The 20,992-nt window shown below is 30.1% G+C and carries 25 protein-coding genes; 3 read left to right on the forward strand and 22 right to left on the reverse strand.

What is annotated here, in order from left to right; all coding sequences use genetic code 11:
* Window positions 1–182 precede the first annotated feature (182 nt).
* Window positions 183–434 carry a 30S ribosomal protein S20 gene (gene rpsT / locus J3R86_RS06425; protein ID WP_207516582.1) on the forward strand — a complete coding sequence of 84 codons (252 nt, stop codon included), beginning with the start codon at window positions 183–185 and terminating at the stop codon, window positions 432–434.
* A gap of 285 nt (window positions 435–719) precedes the next feature.
* On the opposite strand, the gene holA is transcribed toward rpsT, so the two are convergent.
* From holA to mtnN, 13 genes are all read right to left on the reverse strand, one after another.
* Window positions 720–1,694, reverse strand: a complete 975-nt coding sequence (gene holA / locus J3R86_RS06430) for a DNA polymerase III subunit delta (protein WP_207516583.1) — start codon at window positions 1,692–1,694, stop codon at window positions 720–722.
* A 73-nt stretch (window positions 1,695–1,767) separates the two neighbouring features.
* Window positions 1,768–3,939 carry a DNA internalization-related competence protein ComEC/Rec2 gene (locus tag J3R86_RS06435; RefSeq protein ID WP_242685716.1) on the reverse strand — a complete coding sequence of 724 codons (2,172 nt, stop codon included), beginning with the start codon at window positions 3,937–3,939 and terminating at the stop codon, window positions 1,768–1,770.
* Window positions 3,940–3,959: 20 nt separating this feature from the next.
* Window positions 3,960–4,421, reverse strand: a complete 462-nt coding sequence (locus J3R86_RS06440) for a ComE operon protein 2 (protein WP_002462164.1) — start codon at window positions 4,419–4,421, stop codon at window positions 3,960–3,962.
* A gap of 91 nt (window positions 4,422–4,512) precedes the next feature.
* Window positions 4,513–5,118 (reverse strand): helix-hairpin-helix domain-containing protein, encoded by a 606-nt coding sequence (locus tag J3R86_RS06445; RefSeq protein WP_207516585.1) that lies wholly within the window; start codon window positions 5,116–5,118, stop codon window positions 4,513–4,515.
* A gap of 108 nt (window positions 5,119–5,226) precedes the next feature.
* Window positions 5,227–5,943 (reverse strand): class I SAM-dependent DNA methyltransferase, encoded by a 717-nt coding sequence (locus tag J3R86_RS06450; RefSeq protein WP_207516586.1) that lies wholly within the window; start codon window positions 5,941–5,943, stop codon window positions 5,227–5,229.
* Between the two features lie 2 nt (window positions 5,944–5,945).
* A complete protein-coding gene (gene rsfS, locus J3R86_RS06455; RefSeq protein ID WP_207516587.1) occupies window positions 5,946–6,299 on the reverse strand; it encodes a ribosome silencing factor in 354 nt (117 codons plus the stop codon).
* Window positions 6,300–6,884, reverse strand: coding sequence for a bis(5'-nucleosyl)-tetraphosphatase (symmetrical) YqeK (gene yqeK, locus J3R86_RS06460; protein ID WP_207516588.1), 585 nt, complete (start codon window positions 6,882–6,884; stop codon window positions 6,300–6,302).
* Window positions 6,874–7,443, reverse strand: a complete 570-nt coding sequence (locus J3R86_RS06465; RefSeq protein ID WP_207516589.1) for a nicotinate-nucleotide adenylyltransferase — start codon at window positions 7,441–7,443, stop codon at window positions 6,874–6,876. Before J3R86_RS06465 ends, yqeK begins: the two co-directional genes overlap by 11 nt.
* Window positions 7,444–7,445: 2 nt before the next feature.
* A complete protein-coding gene (gene yhbY, locus J3R86_RS06470; protein WP_002463167.1) occupies window positions 7,446–7,736 on the reverse strand; it encodes a ribosome assembly RNA-binding protein YhbY in 291 nt (96 codons plus the stop codon).
* 1 nt (window position 7,737) lies between these two features.
* Complete coding sequence (aroE, locus tag J3R86_RS06475; protein WP_207516590.1) at window positions 7,738–8,547, reverse strand: shikimate dehydrogenase; 810 nt, start codon at window positions 8,545–8,547, stop codon at window positions 7,738–7,740.
* 12 nt (window positions 8,548–8,559) lie between these two features.
* Window positions 8,560–9,660, reverse strand: a complete 1,101-nt coding sequence (yqeH, locus tag J3R86_RS06480) for a ribosome biogenesis GTPase YqeH (protein ID WP_207516591.1) — start codon at window positions 9,658–9,660, stop codon at window positions 8,560–8,562.
* The gene (locus tag J3R86_RS06485) at window positions 9,661–10,188 is read right to left on the reverse strand and encodes a YqeG family HAD IIIA-type phosphatase (protein ID WP_207516592.1); all 528 of its coding nucleotides are present in this window, start codon (window positions 10,186–10,188) and stop codon (window positions 9,661–9,663) included.
* Window positions 10,189–10,208: 20 nt separating this feature from the next.
* Window positions 10,209–10,895, reverse strand: a complete 687-nt coding sequence (gene mtnN, locus J3R86_RS06490; protein ID WP_207516593.1) for a 5'-methylthioadenosine/S-adenosylhomocysteine nucleosidase — start codon at window positions 10,893–10,895, stop codon at window positions 10,209–10,211.
* A 220-nt stretch (window positions 10,896–11,115) separates the two neighbouring features.
* Here mtnN and J3R86_RS06495 point away from each other — a divergent pair, with 220 nt between their 5' ends.
* Window positions 11,116–11,385: a hypothetical protein gene (locus J3R86_RS06495; RefSeq protein WP_207516594.1), complete on the forward strand. Its 270-nt coding sequence runs from the start codon at window positions 11,116–11,118 to the stop codon at window positions 11,383–11,385.
* Window positions 11,386–11,742: 357 nt separating this feature from the next.
* Window positions 11,743–11,988 carry a hypothetical protein gene (locus J3R86_RS06500; RefSeq protein ID WP_207516595.1) on the forward strand — a complete coding sequence of 82 codons (246 nt, stop codon included), beginning with the start codon at window positions 11,743–11,745 and terminating at the stop codon, window positions 11,986–11,988.
* Between the two features lie 255 nt (window positions 11,989–12,243).
* On the opposite strand, the gene J3R86_RS06505 is transcribed toward J3R86_RS06500, so the two are convergent.
* The 9 genes from J3R86_RS06505 to J3R86_RS06545 all read right to left on the reverse strand — a co-directional run bounded on the left by J3R86_RS06505 (window position 12,244) and on the right by J3R86_RS06545 (window position 20,980).
* Entirely contained in the window at window positions 12,244–13,479 is a 1,236-nt protein-coding gene (locus tag J3R86_RS06505) for an NRAMP family divalent metal transporter (RefSeq protein WP_207516596.1), read from the reverse strand.
* Between the two features lie 12 nt (window positions 13,480–13,491).
* On the reverse strand, window positions 13,492–14,244 hold the full coding sequence (pxpA, locus tag J3R86_RS06510) for a 5-oxoprolinase subunit PxpA (RefSeq protein WP_207518526.1): 753 nt from the start codon (window positions 14,242–14,244) through the stop codon (window positions 13,492–13,494).
* The gene (locus J3R86_RS06515) at window positions 14,244–15,605 is read right to left on the reverse strand and encodes an acetyl-CoA carboxylase biotin carboxylase subunit (protein ID WP_207516597.1); all 1,362 of its coding nucleotides are present in this window, start codon (window positions 15,603–15,605) and stop codon (window positions 14,244–14,246) included. Before J3R86_RS06515 ends, pxpA begins: the two co-directional genes overlap by 1 nt.
* Window positions 15,606–15,617: 12 nt before the next feature.
* Window positions 15,618–16,052, reverse strand: a complete 435-nt coding sequence (locus tag J3R86_RS06520) for an acetyl-CoA carboxylase biotin carboxyl carrier protein (RefSeq protein ID WP_207516598.1) — start codon at window positions 16,050–16,052, stop codon at window positions 15,618–15,620.
* Window positions 16,053–17,057: a 5-oxoprolinase subunit C family protein gene (locus tag J3R86_RS06525; RefSeq protein ID WP_207516599.1), complete on the reverse strand. Its 1,005-nt coding sequence runs from the start codon at window positions 17,055–17,057 to the stop codon at window positions 16,053–16,055.
* Window positions 17,047–17,781 carry a 5-oxoprolinase subunit PxpB gene (pxpB, locus tag J3R86_RS06530; RefSeq protein ID WP_207516600.1) on the reverse strand — a complete coding sequence of 245 codons (735 nt, stop codon included), beginning with the start codon at window positions 17,779–17,781 and terminating at the stop codon, window positions 17,047–17,049. Before pxpB ends, J3R86_RS06525 begins: the two co-directional genes overlap by 11 nt.
* Before the next feature lie 803 nt (window positions 17,782–18,584).
* A complete protein-coding gene (greA, locus tag J3R86_RS06535) occupies window positions 18,585–19,061 on the reverse strand; it encodes a transcription elongation factor GreA (RefSeq protein ID WP_002465290.1) in 477 nt (158 codons plus the stop codon).
* A 27-nt stretch (window positions 19,062–19,088) separates the two neighbouring features.
* Window positions 19,089–19,712 (reverse strand): uridine kinase, encoded by a 624-nt coding sequence (gene udk, locus J3R86_RS06540; RefSeq protein ID WP_207516601.1) that lies wholly within the window; start codon window positions 19,710–19,712, stop codon window positions 19,089–19,091.
* Window positions 19,712–20,980, reverse strand: a complete 1,269-nt coding sequence (locus J3R86_RS06545; RefSeq protein ID WP_207516602.1) for a peptidase U32 family protein — start codon at window positions 20,978–20,980, stop codon at window positions 19,712–19,714. Before J3R86_RS06545 ends, udk begins: the two co-directional genes overlap by 1 nt.
* Between the last annotated feature and the right edge of the window lie 12 nt (window positions 20,981–20,992).

Genomic DNA, 20,992 nt, shown 5'->3' on the forward strand with positions numbered 1-20,992 from the left:
TACGTACTTATAATTATAAAACGTATTATTTATGTTTCCAACATAATTTATGATTTACCTTGGTTTTTAGTTAGACCTATTAAATAAATGATTGCACAAAGGATAGACTTTTGATAAAATATTTCTTGTTGTAATCAAATAAAAATTTGATAAGATGAACTCACTTTTAGGAGGTGACAGAAATGGCAAATATCAAATCTGCAATCAAACGTGTTAAAACAACTGAAAAAGCTGAAGCTCGTAACATTTCACAAAAGAGTGCTATGCGTACAGCAGTTAAAAATGCAAAAACAGCTGTTTCAAACAACGCTGACAATAAAAATGAATTAGTAAGCTTAGCAACTAAATTAGTTGATAAAGCTGCTCAAAGCAATTTAATACATTCAAACAAAGCTGACCGTATTAAATCACAATTAATGACTGCAAATAAATAGTCTTTATTAAATAAAAGTTCAAGCATCTGCTTGAACTTTTATTTTTTGTAGAATCATTAACCAAATAATTGTGGTTCTCTCCCAAATTGGACTGATACATAAATATTTTTAAGCCTCGCACCCAAGCCACAGGAGTCTCGATTTCAAAATAATTTATATTTTAAATTATTTATTTTTTATTTATCAATCCTGAAAAATAGAGGACTATAATTGTTTTTGATACACTCCGAGCTAGAAACTACCAATTATATCATCTTAAATATGCAACGATTCTGTCTCATCCTTTTATAATGATAAGATAAATAATTCTAAAATTAATTGCTTATCCATGTATGAAGATTTTAATTTATAGTCCGTTTCAGCACAGGCGTTAATGATATTTAATAGTTGATCTAATTGATAATGTCGTACTTGTCCTAATGCTAGTTTAACTCTATAGGGGTGTACACCAATTGTTTTGGCAATTTGTTGGCCACTGTAACCTTTTTGACTTAGAATCTTACTCTGATAAAACAATCTATAATTACTTGTTATCAATGCTAATAATTTTATTGGTTCTTCTTTCATAGTTATTAAATCTTTAACAAGATTAATAGCTTTTTCTTTTTGCCCTTTTTGGATATATTCTGTTAATAAGAATACATTTTGCTCTAAACTTCTATTAATAATTTGATTTACATCATTTTTATTTATTGTTGGACGATCACCTAGAAATAACATTAATTTGTCAATTTCTTGAGAAACAATATTATAATTAATGCCTGTCAATTCAATAAATAAATCTAAAGCATCCTTTTTGATATCTTTAAAATTGTCATTTAATTTACTTTGAATCCAATTTTTTATATCTTCTTCTGACATCTGTTCGATTTTTTTTATTTTCGCATGTTTTTTTAGTGTTTTAGTTAATTTTTTTCTCTCATCCAATTTTGCTTGATATACTTCAAATATGATTAAATTATCTCCATCATACTTTTCAATGAACTCTATTAATTGTTCAATATTATGATACATTTCTTTTGGAGCTTTTTCCCCTGTAAAAATAAAAGCATTTTTGACTAAAATCACTTTTTTATCTGAAAAGAAAGGTAAAGTTAATGTTTCTTCTATAATTGGAGATATTTCTGTTTCTAATAAATTATACTTTACGAAATTAAAATCATCTTTCTCTTCTTGTAAATACTGATCTATCAACTCTGAACTTTGTTTTTCTACTAATTCAGGTACGTCTCCATATATAGTTACAATATTGTCACTCATTAATGACACCCTTTCATTCACTTAGACATCAGTAGATTATATCATGATTTATATTTAAGACTCTACAATGATTTTAAGATGCTTCTTGTTGTATTTCAAAATTTTTATCTAAATCTATCGTGATTTGACCAGATTGTTGAGTATTATAAATTTTACTTTTAATACTTTTCAAAAGCATTATCACTTCGTTATTGGGCAAATGATACCTATTATGTTTGCCAGATGATATTAAACTAATTGTAGGCTGTATCTTCCTAATAAAACCTTCACTGCTACTAGTTTTACTACCGTGATGACCTACTTTTAATATATCAATTTTAGGCAAATTATATTTCTTTAATAATAGATTTTCATTATTCTTTGTAGCATCTCCCATTAATAAAATATTGATATTTCGATATTTTATTAATGTTACTATAGAATATTCATTTTTATCGTCACTTGTATAAATATAACCAATTAAAAAATTAATCGTAGTATCCTTAAAATTTATATTCATTACATTCTTAACATCTAATAATTGGATATTATATTTATCACATAAGCTCATTATATTTTTTAAAGTTGCTTTGGGATAACCTTTACTATTTATGATTATCTTTTCTATTTTTATATGGCTACTAATAAAAGGTAACTCACCTATATGATCTTGATGAGGATGAGTTAATACTAAATAATTCAATTTATTAATACCTCTTTCTTTTAACACTGGTAAAGTATGGTATTTTGCTAATGATAAATGTTTTTTACGCTGATTTGACGCATACTGCCCTCCTGTATCAATTAGCACGGTCTGATTACTTCCACCTTCAAATAAAATACTATCACCTTGTCCAACATTTAACATTGTTAACCGATGATGATTTTGAAAACTATTAATATTTAAAAGTAGTAATAATATAAGTAAAAGTGTTATGACATATTTAAATAAATGATGCGCCAAAAATATTAAAATTAGCACTATCGAAATTATAATAACAATATAGGTTATATTACTCATTTTAGGTATATACCAATTAAAATTATTGATATTTAGTAGTAGTTTTAATAGATAATCATGAAACTCAAAAATCTTATTTATAAATATATTTAATAGAGATAAATGTGGGATGAAATGGCAAATAATATAAAACAATAAAGTACATGGAAATAAAATAAAGGTGTAAAATGGCACGAATAGGATGTTAGAAAAGAAGCCAATCCACTGTAGTTGATTAAAATGAGGAATTGAAACAATTAATGAGGATAGTTGAGCAATAAAAGTTAATGCAATGAGTGATTTTAATTTCGATAAACTTGAAATGTACGGATATAAAAAGATAATAAAAAATGATATAACAAAAGAAAATTGAAAACCTATATCGTTTGTTATTAAAGGATTAATGAGAAACATGATAACAAAGGCTGAGGATAAAATATTGATGGGAGCCACTTTATAATTTTTAGGTAATAGCATGACAATAATTGCCATAATAATCGCCCGACAAGCGCTAGGAGCAAAATTTGTATAAAACGCAAAGGCTAAGAGTGTTACGATTGTTACAATCTTAATGAACATCATAGGAACATTTAATCTAACTAATGGTTGATAAATTAAAAAAATAATAATTGCAATATGTGATCCACTAACTGCTAATAAGTGGTATATACCTAAATTTTTAACATTATCTTTATAATTGTCATCTATTAAAGTTGTATCACCATTTATCAGACTCATAATACGTTCAGGATATTTAACACCAGAATATTTTATTTTGTTATTAATATATTCTCTATATTGAGTTAATATATTGGATTGATTAGTTGTGGTACAATTCTTAAAATCAATACTTTTAATTTTTAACGTAACATGTTCATGATATGGACTATAAAATTGACCTGTCACATTACATGTTAAACCGACGATGTCGTTTGAAATAACTTTGTTGTCAGCTTTATAAATAAAATCAAAACTAGTATTATTACTCTTTAACTTACCCTTTATTGCATTGTGTTCAATTTTTTGACTTGATATGAAGTTGACTCGATTTTTAAATTCCTTATGATCCATATAATAATTAACATCATCTACTTGTATTGTTTTTACATGATAATAATATACAGATGAAGTGATGATAACTATTGCTATACATGGTATATAAATATACTTTTTCTTAATAAACACCAACATAATGACTAGAAATAAAATAAATAGCGAGAGTATTTTAGATGTTTGCCAGAATACTCCCACCAATATTGAAATCATTATATACAACACAATAAGATTTACCCTTTTGTTAAATATTTAGCTACATATTCTGGTGAAAAAGGAATCTTTTTGTACACTATCCCAGATTGTTCTAGTAATTTCATTGCATATTCATGATTATGATAGTCTTGTGCATAATAAACATATTTTATTCCTGCTTGTATAATTGACTTAGTACAATTCAAACAAGGAAAATGTGTCACGTATATAGTCGCACCATCAGTTGATACGCCTTGTTTAGCACATTGTAATAAAGCATTCATTTCAGCATGAATTGTTCGGATACAATGTCCATCTTCGATTAAACATCCATCATCAATACAATGAACTTCTCCCGCAACAGAACCATTATATCCACCGGCAATAATTCTATTATCTTTAACTATAGTTGCACCAACAGACAGTCTTTGGCATGTTGATCGAAGTGCAAGTAAGTGACTTTGAGCCATGAAGTATTCTTCCCATTTAATTCTTTCCAAATTATTCACCTTCCATATGATCATAAGATTGTTTATTCTAATTTACTTAGGATTAAATATATTATAATGAATTTTAACTGAAAAATAATAATCAAAGCGTAAAATATTCTTTCAATTTATCATAAGTTTTATTTCCGAAACCTTTAATATCACGTAATTGTTCAATGTTATTAAAGGAGCCATGTTGTGTCCGGAACTCTATAATTGCCTTTGCTTTAGTTTGACCAATTCCCGGAATTTGTTTAAAACTGTCTTCAGTCGCTAAATTCAGATTAACTTTTTCTTTTAAATTGTTATTATTACTAGCTTGATTTACTACTAAATTGCTATTTTGTCCTTTTTTAGGTATAACAATCATCTTTTGATCAACTAATTTTTCTGACAAATTGATGTTACTTGTGTCTGCATCTGTTGTTAATTCTGCTTGTTTTAATACATCACTCACTCTGTCACTAGTTGTCATTTTATAGACTTTAGGGTGTTTAACTTCACCCTTAATATCAACAAATACTTCTTTATTCTCTGTAGCGCTTTTATCTTGGTTCTGCTTACCATCTTTAGTAGTACTATAGTTGGTTAAGCCATCTGTATTTTCTTGTACAATGGATTTATTGTTTGTTTGATTGACATCAATATGATCATTGTCTTGAAATAACACTATTAATAAAACTAATAATGCTAAAATTATAGATATCATAAAAAATTTATGTCGCCATACAAATGCTTTATAGTTAATTAATTTTTGATACAACAAAATCACCTCTCAACTAATTACACGTTTGAGACGGTGATTTTTCTTTGAAATTTATTTACTAACTTTAAAAAATAATCTGTCGGCATTGTCATTATGTTCATCTTCATTAAAGTCGGTAAATGTTTCTATATTTTTAAAACCACAATCAATTAATAATTTAATATAAGTTTGTTCATCAAATGTTCTTTGATAATGTGATTCATCAAACCTTGTGTATGTTTGGTCTGCTTGTTTATGGAAGAAAGTCATATCATGATAAACACTATAAGGTTCTTCTCCTTCAATTGCTTGCCATGCTAAAAAGATGTCTTCATTATCATCAATATAATTTTGATTATTAAACAAAGTAGTCATTTTATGAACGGTGTGTACATCAAAAAGAAATACGCCATTCTCTGATAAATGTTTATAGACATTTTCAAATGTTAATTTAACTTCATCTAAGGTAGATAAATAATTGAGTGAATCACAAAATATTGTAATGATGTCAAACTGTTGCTGTAATTCAAAATCAGTCATATCGCCTTCTAACCAAACGATATGCGGACATTTTTGTGCTGCGACAGCTAACATATCAACACTTAAATCCATACCAGTTACTTGACCTAAGTTCTGTAATTTAGTAGTTAAACTACCTGTACCACAACCTATATCCAAAATGTTAGCTTGTCCTTCACTCATATTACTAACAATTTCAAACCATTTATCATATGGTTGATCTTGTGTTAAGCGATCATATACATAACTCATTCCTTCATACTGTGACATCGTTAATATACAACCTGTCCATGAGTTTCAAGTGGTGCATCTTGATAAAGCTTTTCGATGTTATAATAATTTCTTTCATCTTTGTGGAATACGTGAACAACAACATCGGCTAAATCAATTAAAATCCAACGTGCCTCATTAAAACCTTCCATACGTTTTACTTCGATATCTTGTTCATTTGCAGCCTCTTTAACAGCCCTAGCAATAGCTTGAACTTGACGCTCATTATTACCATGAGTAATGACAAAATAATCTGTCATATCACTTATTTCTTTCATTTCCAGTGATACAATATCTTCACCTTTTTTGTTATCTATTGCATTTACTGCTATATTTAATAAATTTTGAGAATCCATTTAATCATCCTTTATTCTTTCGTCACTATAATTGTAATAATTTAAACAATTTATAGTTGCATTATATACTGTAATATCCTTCTGAATTAAGAATAGGACAGTTCGTTTTGAAATTTGATAAATTGTGTTATCCAAACTTCCTTGATTGTATGCCATATCACGTATGTCATCAACACCTGGTATTGTTCTCTCAGGTTCGATATAGTCGGCAATAAATATTAACTTTTCAGTTTTAGTCATTTGTTGTCGTCCTGTCGTGTGATATTTTATTGCTAATAGAACCTCTTCATCTTTAACATTGAATTGATGTTCCATAACTGCTGCTGCAACTGGCCCATGAAGTATTTCACTACCATAACTTAATAAATCATTACCTAAGTCATATTGTCTCACGATTTGATACATTTTTCCTAAATCATCGTATTTGCAATAATCATGTAGCAATCCAGCTAATTCAGCTTTTCTGACATCTCCATCATAAATTTCTGCTAATTTCATAGCAGTTTCGGCTACTCTTAGAGAATGTTGATAACGTTTATCTGGTAACTTTTCTTTTATAAGTGATTTAGCTTTTTCAATGTTCATATAATCCTTCCTCCTTAATGTATTCTTCAACGGACTTAGGAACTAATACTTGAATTGATTGTTTATCCTTCACTCTTTGTCGAATAAAAGATGAACTAATATCAATACGAGGTATTGTAATAGATATCATATCTTGTTCTACTTCTTGTTTGTCTTTATCACGATTTACTACAACAAACGTGACTAATTCTCGTAATTGTTCTATATTATACCATTTATTTAACTGATCATATTGATCCGTGCCAATAACAAAATACATTTTACTATTAGGATATTGCTCTTTCAAAGATAACATAGTGTCATAAGTATAGCTTTGCCCCTGTCTTTGTAATTCTTCTTCGCATATTTGTCCAAACCCTAATTCATCGACAACCATTTGAATCATTGTCAAACGATGTGAAACACTAATTTGATCGTTGTGTTGTTTTAAAGGCGACATAAAACTTGGGAGAAAGTAAAAATTATCTGGTTTAATATAATGATATACTTCACTAGCAACTAACATGTGAGCAGTATGAATAGGATTAAATTGACCACCATAAAGAACAATTTTTTTCATAATTATGGTAGTTGAATTTCTTTATTGTCTTCAGATTCTCGATAAATGACAATCATAGATCCGATGACTTGTACTAATTCACTTTTTGTAGCCACTGTTAATTGCTCAGCTAAATCTTTTTTATCTTCAAAATTATTTTGTAACACATGTATTTTCATTAATTCTCTATTTTCTAAAGTATCATCAATTTGTTGAATCATATTCTCATTGATACCACCTTTTCCTATTTGAAAAATAGGATCAATATTATGTGCTAAACTTCTTAAATATCTTTTTTGTTTTCCTGTTAACATGTCAACATTCTCCTCTTAACTGTGTTAAAACTGTATGTTTCATTTCTTGAACATCGGCATTATGACCTGTCCATATTTTAAAACTTTCAGCACCTTGATAAACAAACATATCTAAACCATTATATATTGGATTTCCTAATAACTCGGCTTTTGTCAGAATCGGCGTTTTGTATGGAATGTATACAATATCACTAACTAATGTTTCAGAAGAAAGATTAGTCAAATCAATAATACATTCTTCATTACCAGCCATACCAGCTGGTGTTGTATTGATGATGATATCAAATTCATCCAAATGTTCTTCAGCGGTTTTTAAAGAAATTGGATTTACATTCAATTGCCAACTGTCAAATCTTGACATTGTTCGATTAGCTACTGTTAGCTTTGGTTTGACAAATTTTGCTAATTCATTAGCTATCCCTTTACTTGCACCGCCAGCTCCTAGAATTAAAATATAAGCATTTGCGATATCTGGATATACTTGACGTAAACCAGTTACATAGCCTATGCCATCAGTATTAAATCCAATCCATTTATTATCTTTAATTAATACCGTATTAACTGCACCGACAGTTTTTGACTGTTCATCAATTTCATCTAAATAAGGAATAATACGTTCTTTATGAGGTATTGTTATATTAAAGCCATCAATTTCTTTGTCCTTAATAATATCTTTTATGTGATCAAACTGTTCTACTGGAATATTTATTGCTTCATACTCATGATTTAATTTTAACGATTTAAAATTAGCATTATGCATCAATGGTGATAGTGAATGTGAAATTGGACTTCCAATAACTGCAAATTTCATAATTAACACACCTTATAAAATAGAATTTCTCAATATGACATCGACATTTTTAGGTACACGGACGATAACTTTTGCACCTGCTCCAATAGTTATAAAGCCTAAACCAGAAATCATAATATCTCGTTTTTCTTTACCTGTTTCCAATCTGACTGCTTTAACTTCACTTAAATCAAAGTTTTCTGGATTGTTTGGTGGCGTTAATAACTCTCCTAATTGTGATTTCCATAATTCATTGGCTTTTTCTAATTTAGTACGATGAATATTTAGTTCATTGGCAAAGAAACATATTAAAGGTCTTTTGCCTCCAGAAATATAATCAATTCTTGCTAATCCGCCAAAGAATAGCGTTTGATTTTCATTTAATTGGTACACACGTTGTTTAATTTCTTTTTTAGGCATAATCGTTTTTAATTCTTTTTCTGTAACAATATGTGTCATTTGATGTTCTTGAATAATACCAGGTGTATCGTACATAAATGACGTCTCATCTAATGGTATATCAATCATATCTAATGTTGTTCCTGGGAATCTAGAAGTTGTAACTACATCTTTTTCACCTACACTAGCTTCTATTAATTTATTAATTAATGTAGATTTACCAACATTTGTTGTACCTACAACATATACATCTTCATGTTGTCTGATTTTTGCAATAGATGAAAGTAAATCCTCTATGCCCCATCCCTTTTCGGCAGAAATCAACACAATATCATCCGCTTCTAATCCATACTTTCTAGCTGTACGTTTTAACCATTCTTTTACTCGACGTTTATTGATTTGTTTAGGTAATAAATCTAGTTTATTAGCTGCTAAAATAATTTTCTTATTACCAACTATTCTTTTTACAGCATTAATAAACGAACCTTCAAAATCAAAAACATCCACAACATTAACAATAATTCCTGATTTGTCTGCTAAACCAGATAATAATTTTAGAAAGTCCTCACTATCTAAACCTACATCTTGAACTTCGTTATAATTTTTTAATCGGAAACAACGTCTACAGATAACGTCTTCACGGAACATATTATGTTCAGGTACATATCCAGGTTTACTTTTATCTTCTGACTGTAATGGCGCACCGCATCCAATGCATTTTAAGATTTCAGACAATCAATTTTCCTCCCATGTAATATAGCCTTTTTTTGAAAAATGACGTAATAAACGTCTTTCAATTAATCTATTAAATTTAGTAATAAGTCCATCAGTTCTCTTTACTGGTACAACCATAATTGTATATAAATTTCTACGATTTCCACCAAATACATCTGTTAGCATTTGATCTCCAATGACTACAGTTTGCTCTGGTTTAATTTTCATTTGGGCCATGGCTTTATCAAAAGCTTTTCCCATTGGTTTTCTAGCTTTAAAAATAAAGTCAATATCTAGATGTGTACAAAAACTAGATACTCTTGATTCATTATTATTAGATACTACTGTGACAGTTATTCCTTTATCATTGGCTTCTTTAAACCAAGTCTTTACACCTTCAGTTGGCTCTTTAACATCCCAACCAACTAAAGTATTATCTAAATCTGTAATAATGCCTTTGACACCCTTATCCACAAGTTTATCCAAATCAATTTGAAAAATTGATTGAACATATGAATTTGGCATAAATAATTTACGAACTAATCCCATTAAATTTCACCTTTATCCTTTTATAATCGACTAACTAAATTTTCAACAGTTTGACTAGAAGATTTAGCAGCTTTATCTAAAAATGCTTCAAATGATATTTCTGCATCACCATTTGCTAAATCAGAAACTGCACGTACTACCACAAAAGGTATATTAAATTGATAACATGTTTGTCCAATTGCTGTAGCTTCCATCTCAACTGCCATCGCATGTGGAAACGTCGCTTTAATACGTTGGCGTTGCTCTACACTACCTATAAAACTATCTCCACTAACCATTTCTCCATGTTTAGCTGTAAGTTGTTGTTCTTCAACTACTGTACTAACAAGCTCTATCAATGTTTGATCTGCTTGATACGCTAAAGGCATTTGAGGTATCTGACCATAGTCATAACCAAATGCTGTAGCATCGGCATCATGATATTTAACTTGACTACTAATCAAGACATCACCTACCGCTAAACTTTCATCTAGAGCACCAGCAGAACCTGTATTAATTATTAATTCTGGTTGAAAGTTATTAATAAGTAGTGTTGTAGATATTGCTGCATTAACTTTACCAATACCACTTTGTGTGATGACAACCTCTTTATCATTTAATATGCCACTATAAAATTTTACGTGTGCAATTGTAATTTCACTAACATCATTTAATTTATTTTTTAATATTGTTACTTCTTCTTCCATGGCACCAATTATACCAATCACTATTTTTCACCTCTATTTAAAAAATCCTAGCATTTGTTATTTTATCACATTTTAAAGTGTTCAACGATAAACTACTTGGATTTTATATACCCATTATTTATTGAATTAAAGTAATACAAAGTTTTAATAATCGATTTAACCTTAATTGCTAAAATTATTCTACTTGTTAAAGTAGTTATGTTTTAATATAATTAACAAAAATTATAAAAGAGGATTATCTATGTCAAACGATAAAAATCATACTATGACTACTAAAATTAGCTTCTGGGGTAATTTAATAGCTGTTGTATCATTCGTACTGTTATTTATGAGTATATTTATCAATTATATTCATCCTATGTCATTTATTAAAACTTTAACTTTTATTTTTCGCTATTTGATTATTCTAGGATTCATCATTATGGCTATTCCAGATGTTATTGATAAAAACACTAAAAAAATCATCTTAGATATCGTTATCATTATCGCATTTATATTTTTATTACTATAAAGGCATACTCAGAAAACAAATTAGTTACAGCTTCGATGAATCATTAATAAAATGACAATTGAAGCTGTAACTTTTTTATGTACTAATAGATAAAAATCTCTAGTTAATATAATAATTCTTAATCACTTTGTATATATTGAATGGATATGTTAAAAAGATTATCAACTTATAACCAACATCATTAATTCAAAATATCTTAAACGATTAAGTTCTCAATAGCATATTATATTGTATATTATCGATTGACTTTCGTTTTTGATAAACATTTATTTTTATTGCATCACATTTTAATATACTTTATATTGATTAGAGGAACATGTATTACACATATTAAAATTTTACTTTAGGAGATAACAAATGGTTAAAAAATATATTTATATTAGTTTATTATTAACTATACTGTCGTTTATCACAATGGCATTACCTATAATATGGTATCAAGCAACAGTAATATGGTTTATCCCTGGAGCAATTATTATTACAGTAGCGACATTATTATTACTTGCGTGTTATTTAAAATATAAAAATAGAGTTATCCTGACTTTATTTATTATTAATATTTTGATTTTAATCATATATTCTTCACCTTTAATACTTTCATAACATCACAGTTAACAACTTTTTAGTTGGTGATAGTTAATGAGTCTTTTGGGTGAGAGACTGTTTATTATCAAACTCAATTATTTAGGTTTTCTCCCAAATTGGACTGATACATAATTATTTTTTTATTTATCAGTCCTGAAAAAAAACCATTATTTAAAGCCAATTGCTATCAATTTTTAGCAATTGGCTTATTTACGTTACCTATAAATTTAATATTCTAGGCTGTTATTTTAATTTTTATTTAAGGTCACACTGTTATTTAAATAATTCTAATACACCTTGGAATGAGAAAATTCCAGTTAATATTGTGACAATGACTGCAACAATACCGAAGATGAACATCCAAGTTGGATGCTTATAATCACCCATAATTGATTTGTTCTTACTTGCTATCAAGATTGCACCAAGCGTGATTGGTAAAATCCAACCATTGATAGCACCAGCAATAATTAATAAACTAATTGGCTTACCAATAAATAAGAAAATCAATGTTGAAATAACGATGAATATGATCACAATTAAATTACTTCTATTTAATAATGATTTATGCAATGTTTTTAAAAATGTTGCACTTGTATATGCTGAACCTATCACTGATGACATAGCTGCAGCAAATAAGACCACACCAAATATATTTTTACCTATTGGTCCAATGGCATGTTCAAATACTGAAGCTGGAGGATTTTCCGAACTTAATGTGACTCCTGTAACCACTACACCTAATACAGCTAAGAATAACAATCCTCTCATAACACCAGTTGTTAAAATACCTGCAACTGCTGACTGATTTACAAATGGTAAATACTGTTTACCTTTAATACCAGAATCCAATATTCTATGAGCGCCAGCAAATGTAATATAACCACCTACAGTTCCTCCAACAAGTGTAATTATGGGTAAAACTAATTTCATTGGATGTTCTGGTGCAAAAGTATGGATGAACGCATCGCCATATGGTGGATTAGATACGACCATAACATAAGCTACGACTATAATCATAACGACACCTAAAATCATTGATACAACATCCATAATTTTCTGTCCACTCTTACTGACAAATATTAAAATCGCCATAATAGCTGTTAAAGCTGCTCCCCATTTAACATCAATACCAAAAATAGCATTTAAACCTAAACCTGCACCTGCAATATTACCTATATTAAACGCTAAGCCACCAAAAGCAATTAAAATAGAAATCACTGTACCTAAACCAGGTAAAACTTTATTTGAAATTTCTTGACCCCTTAAACCCGTGACAACTAAAATTCTCCAAATATTAATCTGAGCTCCGATATCAATAATAATTGATAATAATATAGCAAACGCAAAGCTAGCATAAAATTGTGCTGTAAATACTGCTGTTTGTGTTAAAAATGCTGGTCCAATCGCAGATGTTGCCATTAAAAACACTGAACCTAGTAATAACCTCTTATGATTTTTAGTAAATTGAAAATCTTGTTGTTGATGTTGTGGTTTTAAATCTTCTCCCATCTTTAAGCCCCCTTATAGCGATTGAATTTCAACGCCTTCTTTCATTAATTGTTGTCTTATGTTAGTCACAAATTCTAATGCATGTGCACCATCGCCATGCACGCAAATTGTATCAGCCTTCAAATCTATAACTTCTCCATCTTTGGATATGACTTGTTGCTCTGTTACCATTTTTATAACTTGTTTCAACGCTTCATCGGTATCAGTTATAACTGCATCTTTTTCTTTTCTACTTACTAATTGTCCATTGCTCTCATATCTTCGATCAGCAAAAACTTCAGAAGCAGTTATCAATCCTACATTGTGTGCTTCAGAAATTAAATAACTATTGGCTAATCCTACAAACACTAACGAAGGATCAAAATCATAAACTGCTTGTGCAATTGTTCGAGCTATATCTTTATTTTTAGCACCCATTTGATATAAAGCACCATGAGGTTTAACATGATTAATATTCACTTGATGTATTTTACAGAATCCTTGTAAAGCACCTAATTGATAAATGACTAGATTGTAGATTTCATCAAGTGTCATATCCATATTTCTTCTACCAAATCCTTGTAAATCTGGTAGACCTGGATGAGCACCGATACTCACATTATTATCTTTAGCTAATTTAACAGTTTCATTTATCACATTTTCATCACCAGCATGAAAACCACAAGCGATATTTGCAGATGTTATTAATGGAATAATTTGTTGATCTCCACCAAATGAATAATTTCCAAACGCTTCTCCTAAATCGCAATTCAAATCTATTTTCATCATAATGTCACTCCTGTTATAATTTGATGCTTTTCTAAAAATTTAATATCTACATCACGAGCGTCACCATCTGCATATGGTGGATAATTCAATACTGCATATAAAAAGTCAGCTGTAGTGGTAAATCCATCAATAACCATTTCATCTAATGTTACTTTTAATTTGGTAATAGCTGACGCTCGATTATTTGCCTTAACAATAACTTTTGCAACTAATGAATCGTAAAAAGGTGATACTTGATATCCTTGATATAATAATGAATCTACCCTTACATTAAACCCTTGTGGTAAATGCAGGTGATTGACTTTACCTGGCGTTGGTTGGAATTTCTTTTGTGGATTTTCTGCATTAATACGTGCTTCTATGACATGTCCACTAAACTTGATATCTTGTTGATTAAATGGTAATTGGTTATTCATTAATAAATAAAGTTGACTCGCTACTAAATCACGGTCTGTTCTCATTTCTGTTACTGTATGTTCTACCTGAATTCGAGCGTTCATCTCTATAAAATAATGTGCGTCTTCAGTAACTAAGAATTCAATTGTACCAGCACTTCTATAGTGAGATGCTTTTGCTACTTTAACTGCATCATCACAAATTTGTTGCCTTCTTTCTTCTGATAGAGCTGCACAAGGAGATTCTTCTATTAATTTTTGATTCTTACGTTGAACTGAACAATCTCGTTCACCAAGATGCACAAAGTTATGTTGGCCATCTCCCATAATCTGAACTTCAACATGTTTGGCAACTGGGATAAAAGCTTCAACATAAACTCGGTCATCATCAAAATATTTTTGTCCTTCACTTTTAGCTTCGTTTAGTGCTTTTTCCAAGTCTTTAGCTTCCTTAACAATTCTGATACCTTTACCTCCACCACCACTAGCAGCTTTTATCACTACAGGATATCCAATGTCTTCAGCTAATTGTTCAATTTCTTCTACCTTATTCACTTCACCCTTTGACCCCGGAATAACTGGTACACCAGCATTATCTACTGTTTGTCTAGCCGTTATTTTATCTCCCATCATGTGCATGGTTTCTTTAGTTGGTCCAATAAAGTTAATACCATTTTCTTCAATAACTTGCGCAAATTTAGTGGATTCTGATAAAAATCCGTAACCTGGATGAATAGCATTAGCCCCAGTAATATGTGCAGCAGCGATAATCCTGTCTATATTTAAATAACTATCTAAAGCATTAGCCTCTCCAATACATATTGCTTGATCAGCTAAATGAACATGTAGACTTTGTTCATCACCTTTGGCATAAATAGCAACTGTTTCAATATTCATTTCACGACATGCTCGAATAATACGAACAGCTATTTCACCTCTATTGGCTATTAAACAACGATACATTGACTTCCCTCCTTATTTAACACGCACTAATACTTGATCATATTCTACATTACTTCCATGATTGACAACGATTTCTTGCACTTCACCAGATACATCACTAGGAATTTCATTTAATACTTTCATTGCTTCTACATATCCAATAATGTCGCCTTCATTAATTACATCACCAACATTAATCATTGGTTCTGTTAATTCCTTACTATCTTGTAAATAAAATGTTCCAACCATAGGTGATTTAATTTCTTTATGATGATCGGTTTTATCTGTCTTGTTTGATGTCGTTGCTTCTTCATTAACATTTGAATGCGTTACAGCATGCTGAGTTACTTCCTGTTGACTTGTAGTAAAATCAATTTCTATTTCATCTTCGAAATTTTTATATTTAAATTTTACTACATCATTCTCTTTCACTAATTTGATTAATTGTTCTATTTGTTCTATTTTCATTTAATTAGTCCCCCGTAACATTTTAGAAATTTTTTGAGAAGTTTGTCTTAAAGCAGTCATATCATAGATTGGTTTATCCATTATAGCCTTGATATTTACTTCAAAGTCATTTTCTAACTGGTCATTTATTTTTTTAGCAACTTCATAATCTAGCCATTTGAATCTTATGTCGTCATTAGGCTTCATTTGAGCCAATTTTGGTAAATCAAATTTACAAACTGTAGCTATTTTTGTATAACCACCAATTGTTTGTTTATCATTCAATAAAATAATGGGTTGTCCGTCATTTGGAACTTGTATACTTCCAAGCGCGACTGGTTCAGAAATAATATCAGCATTATTGATAGGTGCAACACTGTCACCAACTAAGCGATAGCCCATTCTATCTGATTGTTCAGAAATAACATATGCTTGTTGCGTTATTGTTTCGATGGCTTTAGTAGAAAATTTATTTATTTGTGGCCCTTCAATGATATGAATCACCTTATCTTGAGGTAGTAGATTCATGTCAGTATGTTTGCCTAAATTAATTTTGTATTTATTATTATTAAGTACGTTAATAATGTCATTTTTTTGCAAAGTTCGACCTTTAAATCCACCTATGGCAGTTCTAGTATGTGTTGAATAACTATTGGCTACTTTAGGAATATCTAGGGGCTTTCCAAACGTAATATAGCCTCTTGTACCATGGTTTAAATGTCCTATGGTTAAGATATCTCCTTTTTCTACAAAATAAACTGTTTGATGACTAATAGGTTGATTATTAAGTAATGAATCACCATAGGCACCACATAAAACAAATGTATTTGCTTCATTAAATTGGATAGTTGGACCTATCATCGTATATTCTATTGCAGGTCCTTCATTGCCAATCATTATCTGTGCCAATCGGAAACTATTAACATCCATTGCACCAGCACCAGAAAAACCAATATGTTGATAGCCTATTCTTCCTAAATCTTGAATTGTAGAAAACAAGCCAGATTGTAAAATTTTAATCGTCACTTTTAGTCACCACCCAATCAGCAATTTCAAATTCACCATTTTGAATACTATCTTTTATTGAGTAATATTCTGTCTTACTAATGGACTTAAATTGAATATAATCTCCCGCTTCATATATTGTCATTGGCTGTCTATTTAAATCAAAGACCTCGACTGGCGTTCTACCAATAATCTGCCAACCTCCTGGTGAATCTAAAGGATATAAACCTGTTTGATTATTAGCAATACCTACAGAGCCAGCAGTTATTTTGACTCTTGGCTCATCTCTCCTAGGCGTATGTAATTGTTTATCAAGCCCTCCTAAATATGGAAAACCAGGCATAAATCCCATCATATATATGAGATACGGTTTACTTATATGAGTTTCAATTACTTCATCAATTGTGATGTTATTATAGTTAGCTACTTCTTCGATGTCTGGGCCAAATTCATCACCATAAACAACAGGAATTGTAATAATACGTTGTTGTTGTAATTCAAACACACTACTTTTGTTATGTAAGCGGTTGAGTTCTAAATTTTCAATTAATTTAGAAGCTGAAATTTCCTTTTCATTAAAGTATATTAATATTGCTCGATATGATGGGACGATTTCTTGAATTGCAGAATGATTTTGATCTTTTATATATTGAACTACTAAATATACTTGATTATAATTTTCTTCGCTTATTTCATTGTTAAAATAAATCATCACTGTTTGCTCGTTAATATAGTTAACTTCCATAGCCCATTACCCCCTTTGTATTACAACATTTTGATTATTGAATACTTTAATATTGTATCATTGTAAATACCTAGTTGTTTAATAAGTAATTCAAATCACATTTAATAATGTAGACAAATCAAAAAAATAATTTCTTAAAATTTATATTGTTCTATATTATTTTTATAGACACTTGTATGTTGAGTTATTTTAAATAATGTTACTAGTTGATACTCTTTTAAATTATTCACTTTTAGTTATCAGTCATATAAATGGAGAACCTAAATTATGAGATTATAACAACATAGTCTTGAAATCAAAATGATTAAAGTAATGTCGTTTCACTCAACTGCATAAGAGGCTCTATTCCTTTTGATTGTCATCAAAAGTTTAATGGTATACTGTTTCGTTTCACTCAACTGCATAAGAGGCTCTATTCCTTTTGATTGTCATCAAAAGTTTAATGGTTTACTGTTTCGTTTCACTCAACTGCATAAGAGGCTCTATTCCTTTTGATTGTCATCAAAAGTTTAATGATTTACTGTTTCGTTCCACTCAACTGCATAAGAGGCTCTATTCCTTTTGATTGTCATCAAAAGTTTAATGATTTACTGTTTCGTTCCACTCAACTGCATAAGAGGCTCTATTCCTTTTGATTGTCATCAAAAGTTTAATGGTTTACTGTTTCGTTTCACTCAACTGCATAAGAGGCTCTATTCCTTTTGATTGTCATCAAAAGGAAAGAGCCTCTAAAAAAATATAAATGCGGCTACTAACCTTAGTATAGAAAGTTGTAGTCGCATTTTTAAATCGTATTTATTTAATTATTGAATGTTAACAATTTTAACGTTCATTTCGCCGCCATTTGGTAATGGTACGCGTACTTCATCGTCTAGTTTTTTACCAATTAAAGCTTTAGCCATTGGAGATTCGTTTGAAATTTTACCATTAAATGCATCTGATTCAGCTGAACCAACGATTTGATAGCTTTCTTCCTCATCACCTGGTAATTCTACAAATGTTACTGTTTTACCAATTTTAACTTCATTATTATCTCCAGTGTCTTCAATGATTAATGCATTTCTAATCATATGTTCAATGCGTTGGATATCTTGTTCGATGAAACCTTGTTCATCTTTAGCTGCATCATACTCTGAGTTCTCTGATAAGTCACCGAATGAACGAGCTACTTTAATTTTTTCAACTACTTCTGGTCTTTTAACTGTTTTTAGTTCTTCTAATTCACGTTCTAACTTTTCATAACCCTCTTGAGTCATTGGATATTGTTTTTGGTTTTCCATAATGTCAACTTCCTTTACTTTGGTTTACTATTGCTTACTAACTAAAGTCTGAATTTTTGTTGTCATAATATCAATAGCTACTTTATTGCTGCCACCTTCAGGAATAATTATATCAGCATATTTCTTAGTTGGTTCAATAAATTGATCATGCATTGGTCTGACAACACTTAAATATTGTTTAATAACAGATTCCATTGAACGTCCACGTTCTTTTGTATCTCGTGTCAGTCTACGTAATATTCTTAAGTCTGCATCTGTATCAACATATATTTTAACATCCATCATATCACGTAATGTCTTATTTTCTAAAGCAAAGATACCTTCTACGATAATAACATCTTTAGGTTGAAAATCAATGGTAACATCACTACGAGTATGATTAGCGTAATCATACGTTGGCACTTCAACAGCCTTACCACTCTTTAAATCAGATAAATTTTGAATTAAAAAGTCATTATCAAAAGCAAATGGGTGGTCATAATTGGTTTCTAAGCGTTGCTCAAACGTTAAATGTGATTGATCTTTATAATAATAATCTTGTTCTAACAAAGCTACACTATGACCTTCTAGATTTTTCATAATTTCATTCGTTACAGTTGTCTTTCCTGAGCCAGAGCCACCAGCAATGCCGATTATCGTTGCAGCTTTCATTAGCCAATTTCCTTTCTCATCATATTGTTTGGATAAATTGGACGATCAACCTTAATTTGGACAATTTGTAATGGGTGTCGTGCAGCATCTAAACTATTACCTTCCTCATCATAAATAGTTTCAACTACTTGTCTAAAGGTTGCTATTTCTGGACCAAAAAATTCAATTTCTTGACCAGGCTTAAAATTATTACGTTGTTGAATGGTAGCTAATTGTGTTTCTTCATCGTAATCCAGTACTAAACCACAAAAATCATATGGCGACTTCTTAGATTGTTGTTGTCCAAACATTTGTTCCTCATACCCTGGAGTACCTTCAAAGAAAGCTGGCGCAGTATCCCTATTAGCACATTTATCTAATTCAACTAACCATTCAGGATTAATTGTGAAATTGTCTGGGTCTGCCGCGTACGCATCAATTACTTTACGATAAACAGACACAACTGTTGCAATGTAATGAATTGATTTCATACGTCCTTCAATTTTCAGAGAGTCTACCCCTATATCCATCATTTGTGGAATAGATTCAATTAATTTAAGATCTTTAGGACTCATTGCAAATGGTACGACATCACCTTGTTCATAAAATAAGTCTAATTCTCCATCTTCATCAACTTCTAATAAATCATAATCCCAGCGACAACTTTGACAGCAACCACCACGGTTAGAATCTCTTGCAGTCATATGATTACTTAAGGTACATCTACCTGAATAAGCTATACACATTGCGCCATGTATAAAAGCTTCTATTTCGATATCTACTTTCTCTTTCATTTCTTTCATTTCCATAGCACCTGTTTCACGTGCTAGTACTACGCGATCTAATCCTTCTTCTTTCCAATATTCGACAGCTTTATAATTAGAAAGAGATTGCTGTGTAGATAAATGAATTTCTAATTTAGGCGCTACCTCTTTACATGTTTCTATAATTAATGGATCAGCAACAATTATGCCTGTAGCACCGGTTTTTTCAAGATTTTGTAAATAATTAGCTAAGCCATCTATATTTTCATCATGAGCAATAATATTTGTTGTGATATAAATTTTAGCACCATAGCGGTTTGCAAATGCTACTCCCTCAGCTATTTCTTCCATTGTAAAGTTATCTGCATTAGAACGTAGGCCGTATTCTTGACCTCCGATAAAGACTGCATCAGCACCATAATGAACAGCAATTTTTAATTTTTCTAAATTACCAGCAGGCGCTAACAATTCTGGTTTCTTCATAACTGTTTTAGGAGTTGATTTAATTTCTTCCATTGTTTTCATAATTATTCTCCT

This window comes from Staphylococcus simiae (genome assembly GCF_017357005.1).
Classification (GTDB): domain Bacteria; phylum Bacillota; class Bacilli; order Staphylococcales; family Staphylococcaceae; genus Staphylococcus; species Staphylococcus simiae_A.

What these genes read in the sequence shown, in the direction of transcription:
- rpsT (WP_207516582.1), top strand. Translation starts at nt 183, where the DNA reads ATGGCAAATATCAAATCTGCAATCAAACGTGTTAAAACAACTGAAAAA.
- holA (WP_207516583.1), bottom strand. Translation starts at nt 1,694, where the DNA reads ATGAGTGACAATATTGTAACTATATATGGAGACGTACCTGAATTAGTA.
- J3R86_RS06435 (WP_242685716.1), bottom strand. Translation starts at nt 3,939, where the DNA reads ATGATTTCAATATTGGTGGGAGTATTCTGGCAAACATCTAAAATACTC.
- J3R86_RS06445 (WP_207516585.1), bottom strand. Translation starts at nt 5,118, where the DNA reads ATGATATCTATAATTTTAGCATTATTAGTTTTATTAATAGTGTTATTT.
- J3R86_RS06450 (WP_207516586.1), bottom strand. Translation starts at nt 5,943, where the DNA reads ATGTCACAGTATGAAGGAATGAGTTATGTATATGATCGCTTAACACAA.
- rsfS (WP_207516587.1), bottom strand. Translation starts at nt 6,299, where the DNA reads ATGGATTCTCAAAATTTATTAAATATAGCAGTAAATGCAATAGATAAC.
- yqeK (WP_207516588.1), bottom strand. Translation starts at nt 6,884, where the DNA reads ATGAACATTGAAAAAGCTAAATCACTTATAAAAGAAAAGTTACCAGAT.
- J3R86_RS06465 (WP_207516589.1), bottom strand. Translation starts at nt 7,443, where the DNA reads ATGAAAAAAATTGTTCTTTATGGTGGTCAATTTAATCCTATTCATACT.
- yhbY (WP_002463167.1), bottom strand. Translation starts at nt 7,736, where the DNA reads ATGTTAACAGGAAAACAAAAAAGATATTTAAGAAGTTTAGCACATAAT.
- aroE (WP_207516590.1), bottom strand. Translation starts at nt 8,547, where the DNA reads ATGAAATTTGCAGTTATTGGAAGTCCAATTTCACATTCACTATCACCA.
- J3R86_RS06485 (WP_207516592.1), bottom strand. Translation starts at nt 10,188, where the DNA reads ATGGGATTAGTTCGTAAATTATTTATGCCAAATTCATATGTTCAATCA.
- J3R86_RS06495 (WP_207516594.1), top strand. Translation starts at nt 11,116, where the DNA reads ATGTCAAACGATAAAAATCATACTATGACTACTAAAATTAGCTTCTGG.
- J3R86_RS06500 (WP_207516595.1), top strand. Translation starts at nt 11,743, where the DNA reads ATGGTTAAAAAATATATTTATATTAGTTTATTATTAACTATACTGTCG.
- J3R86_RS06505 (WP_207516596.1), bottom strand. Translation starts at nt 13,479, where the DNA reads ATGGGAGAAGATTTAAAACCACAACATCAACAACAAGATTTTCAATTT.
- pxpA (WP_207518526.1), bottom strand. Translation starts at nt 14,244, where the DNA reads ATGAAAATAGATTTGAATTGCGATTTAGGAGAAGCGTTTGGAAATTAT.
- J3R86_RS06515 (WP_207516597.1), bottom strand. Translation starts at nt 15,605, where the DNA reads ATGTATCGTTGTTTAATAGCCAATAGAGGTGAAATAGCTGTTCGTATT.
- J3R86_RS06520 (WP_207516598.1), bottom strand. Translation starts at nt 16,052, where the DNA reads ATGAAAATAGAACAAATAGAACAATTAATCAAATTAGTGAAAGAGAAT.
- pxpB (WP_207516600.1), bottom strand. Translation starts at nt 17,781, where the DNA reads ATGGAAGTTAACTATATTAACGAGCAAACAGTGATGATTTATTTTAAC.
- greA (WP_002465290.1), bottom strand. Translation starts at nt 19,061, where the DNA reads ATGGAAAACCAAAAACAATATCCAATGACTCAAGAGGGTTATGAAAAG.
- udk (WP_207516601.1), bottom strand. Translation starts at nt 19,712, where the DNA reads ATGAAAGCTGCAACGATAATCGGCATTGCTGGTGGCTCTGGCTCAGGA.
- J3R86_RS06545 (WP_207516602.1), bottom strand. Translation starts at nt 20,980, where the DNA reads ATGAAAACAATGGAAGAAATTAAATCAACTCCTAAAACAGTTATGAAG.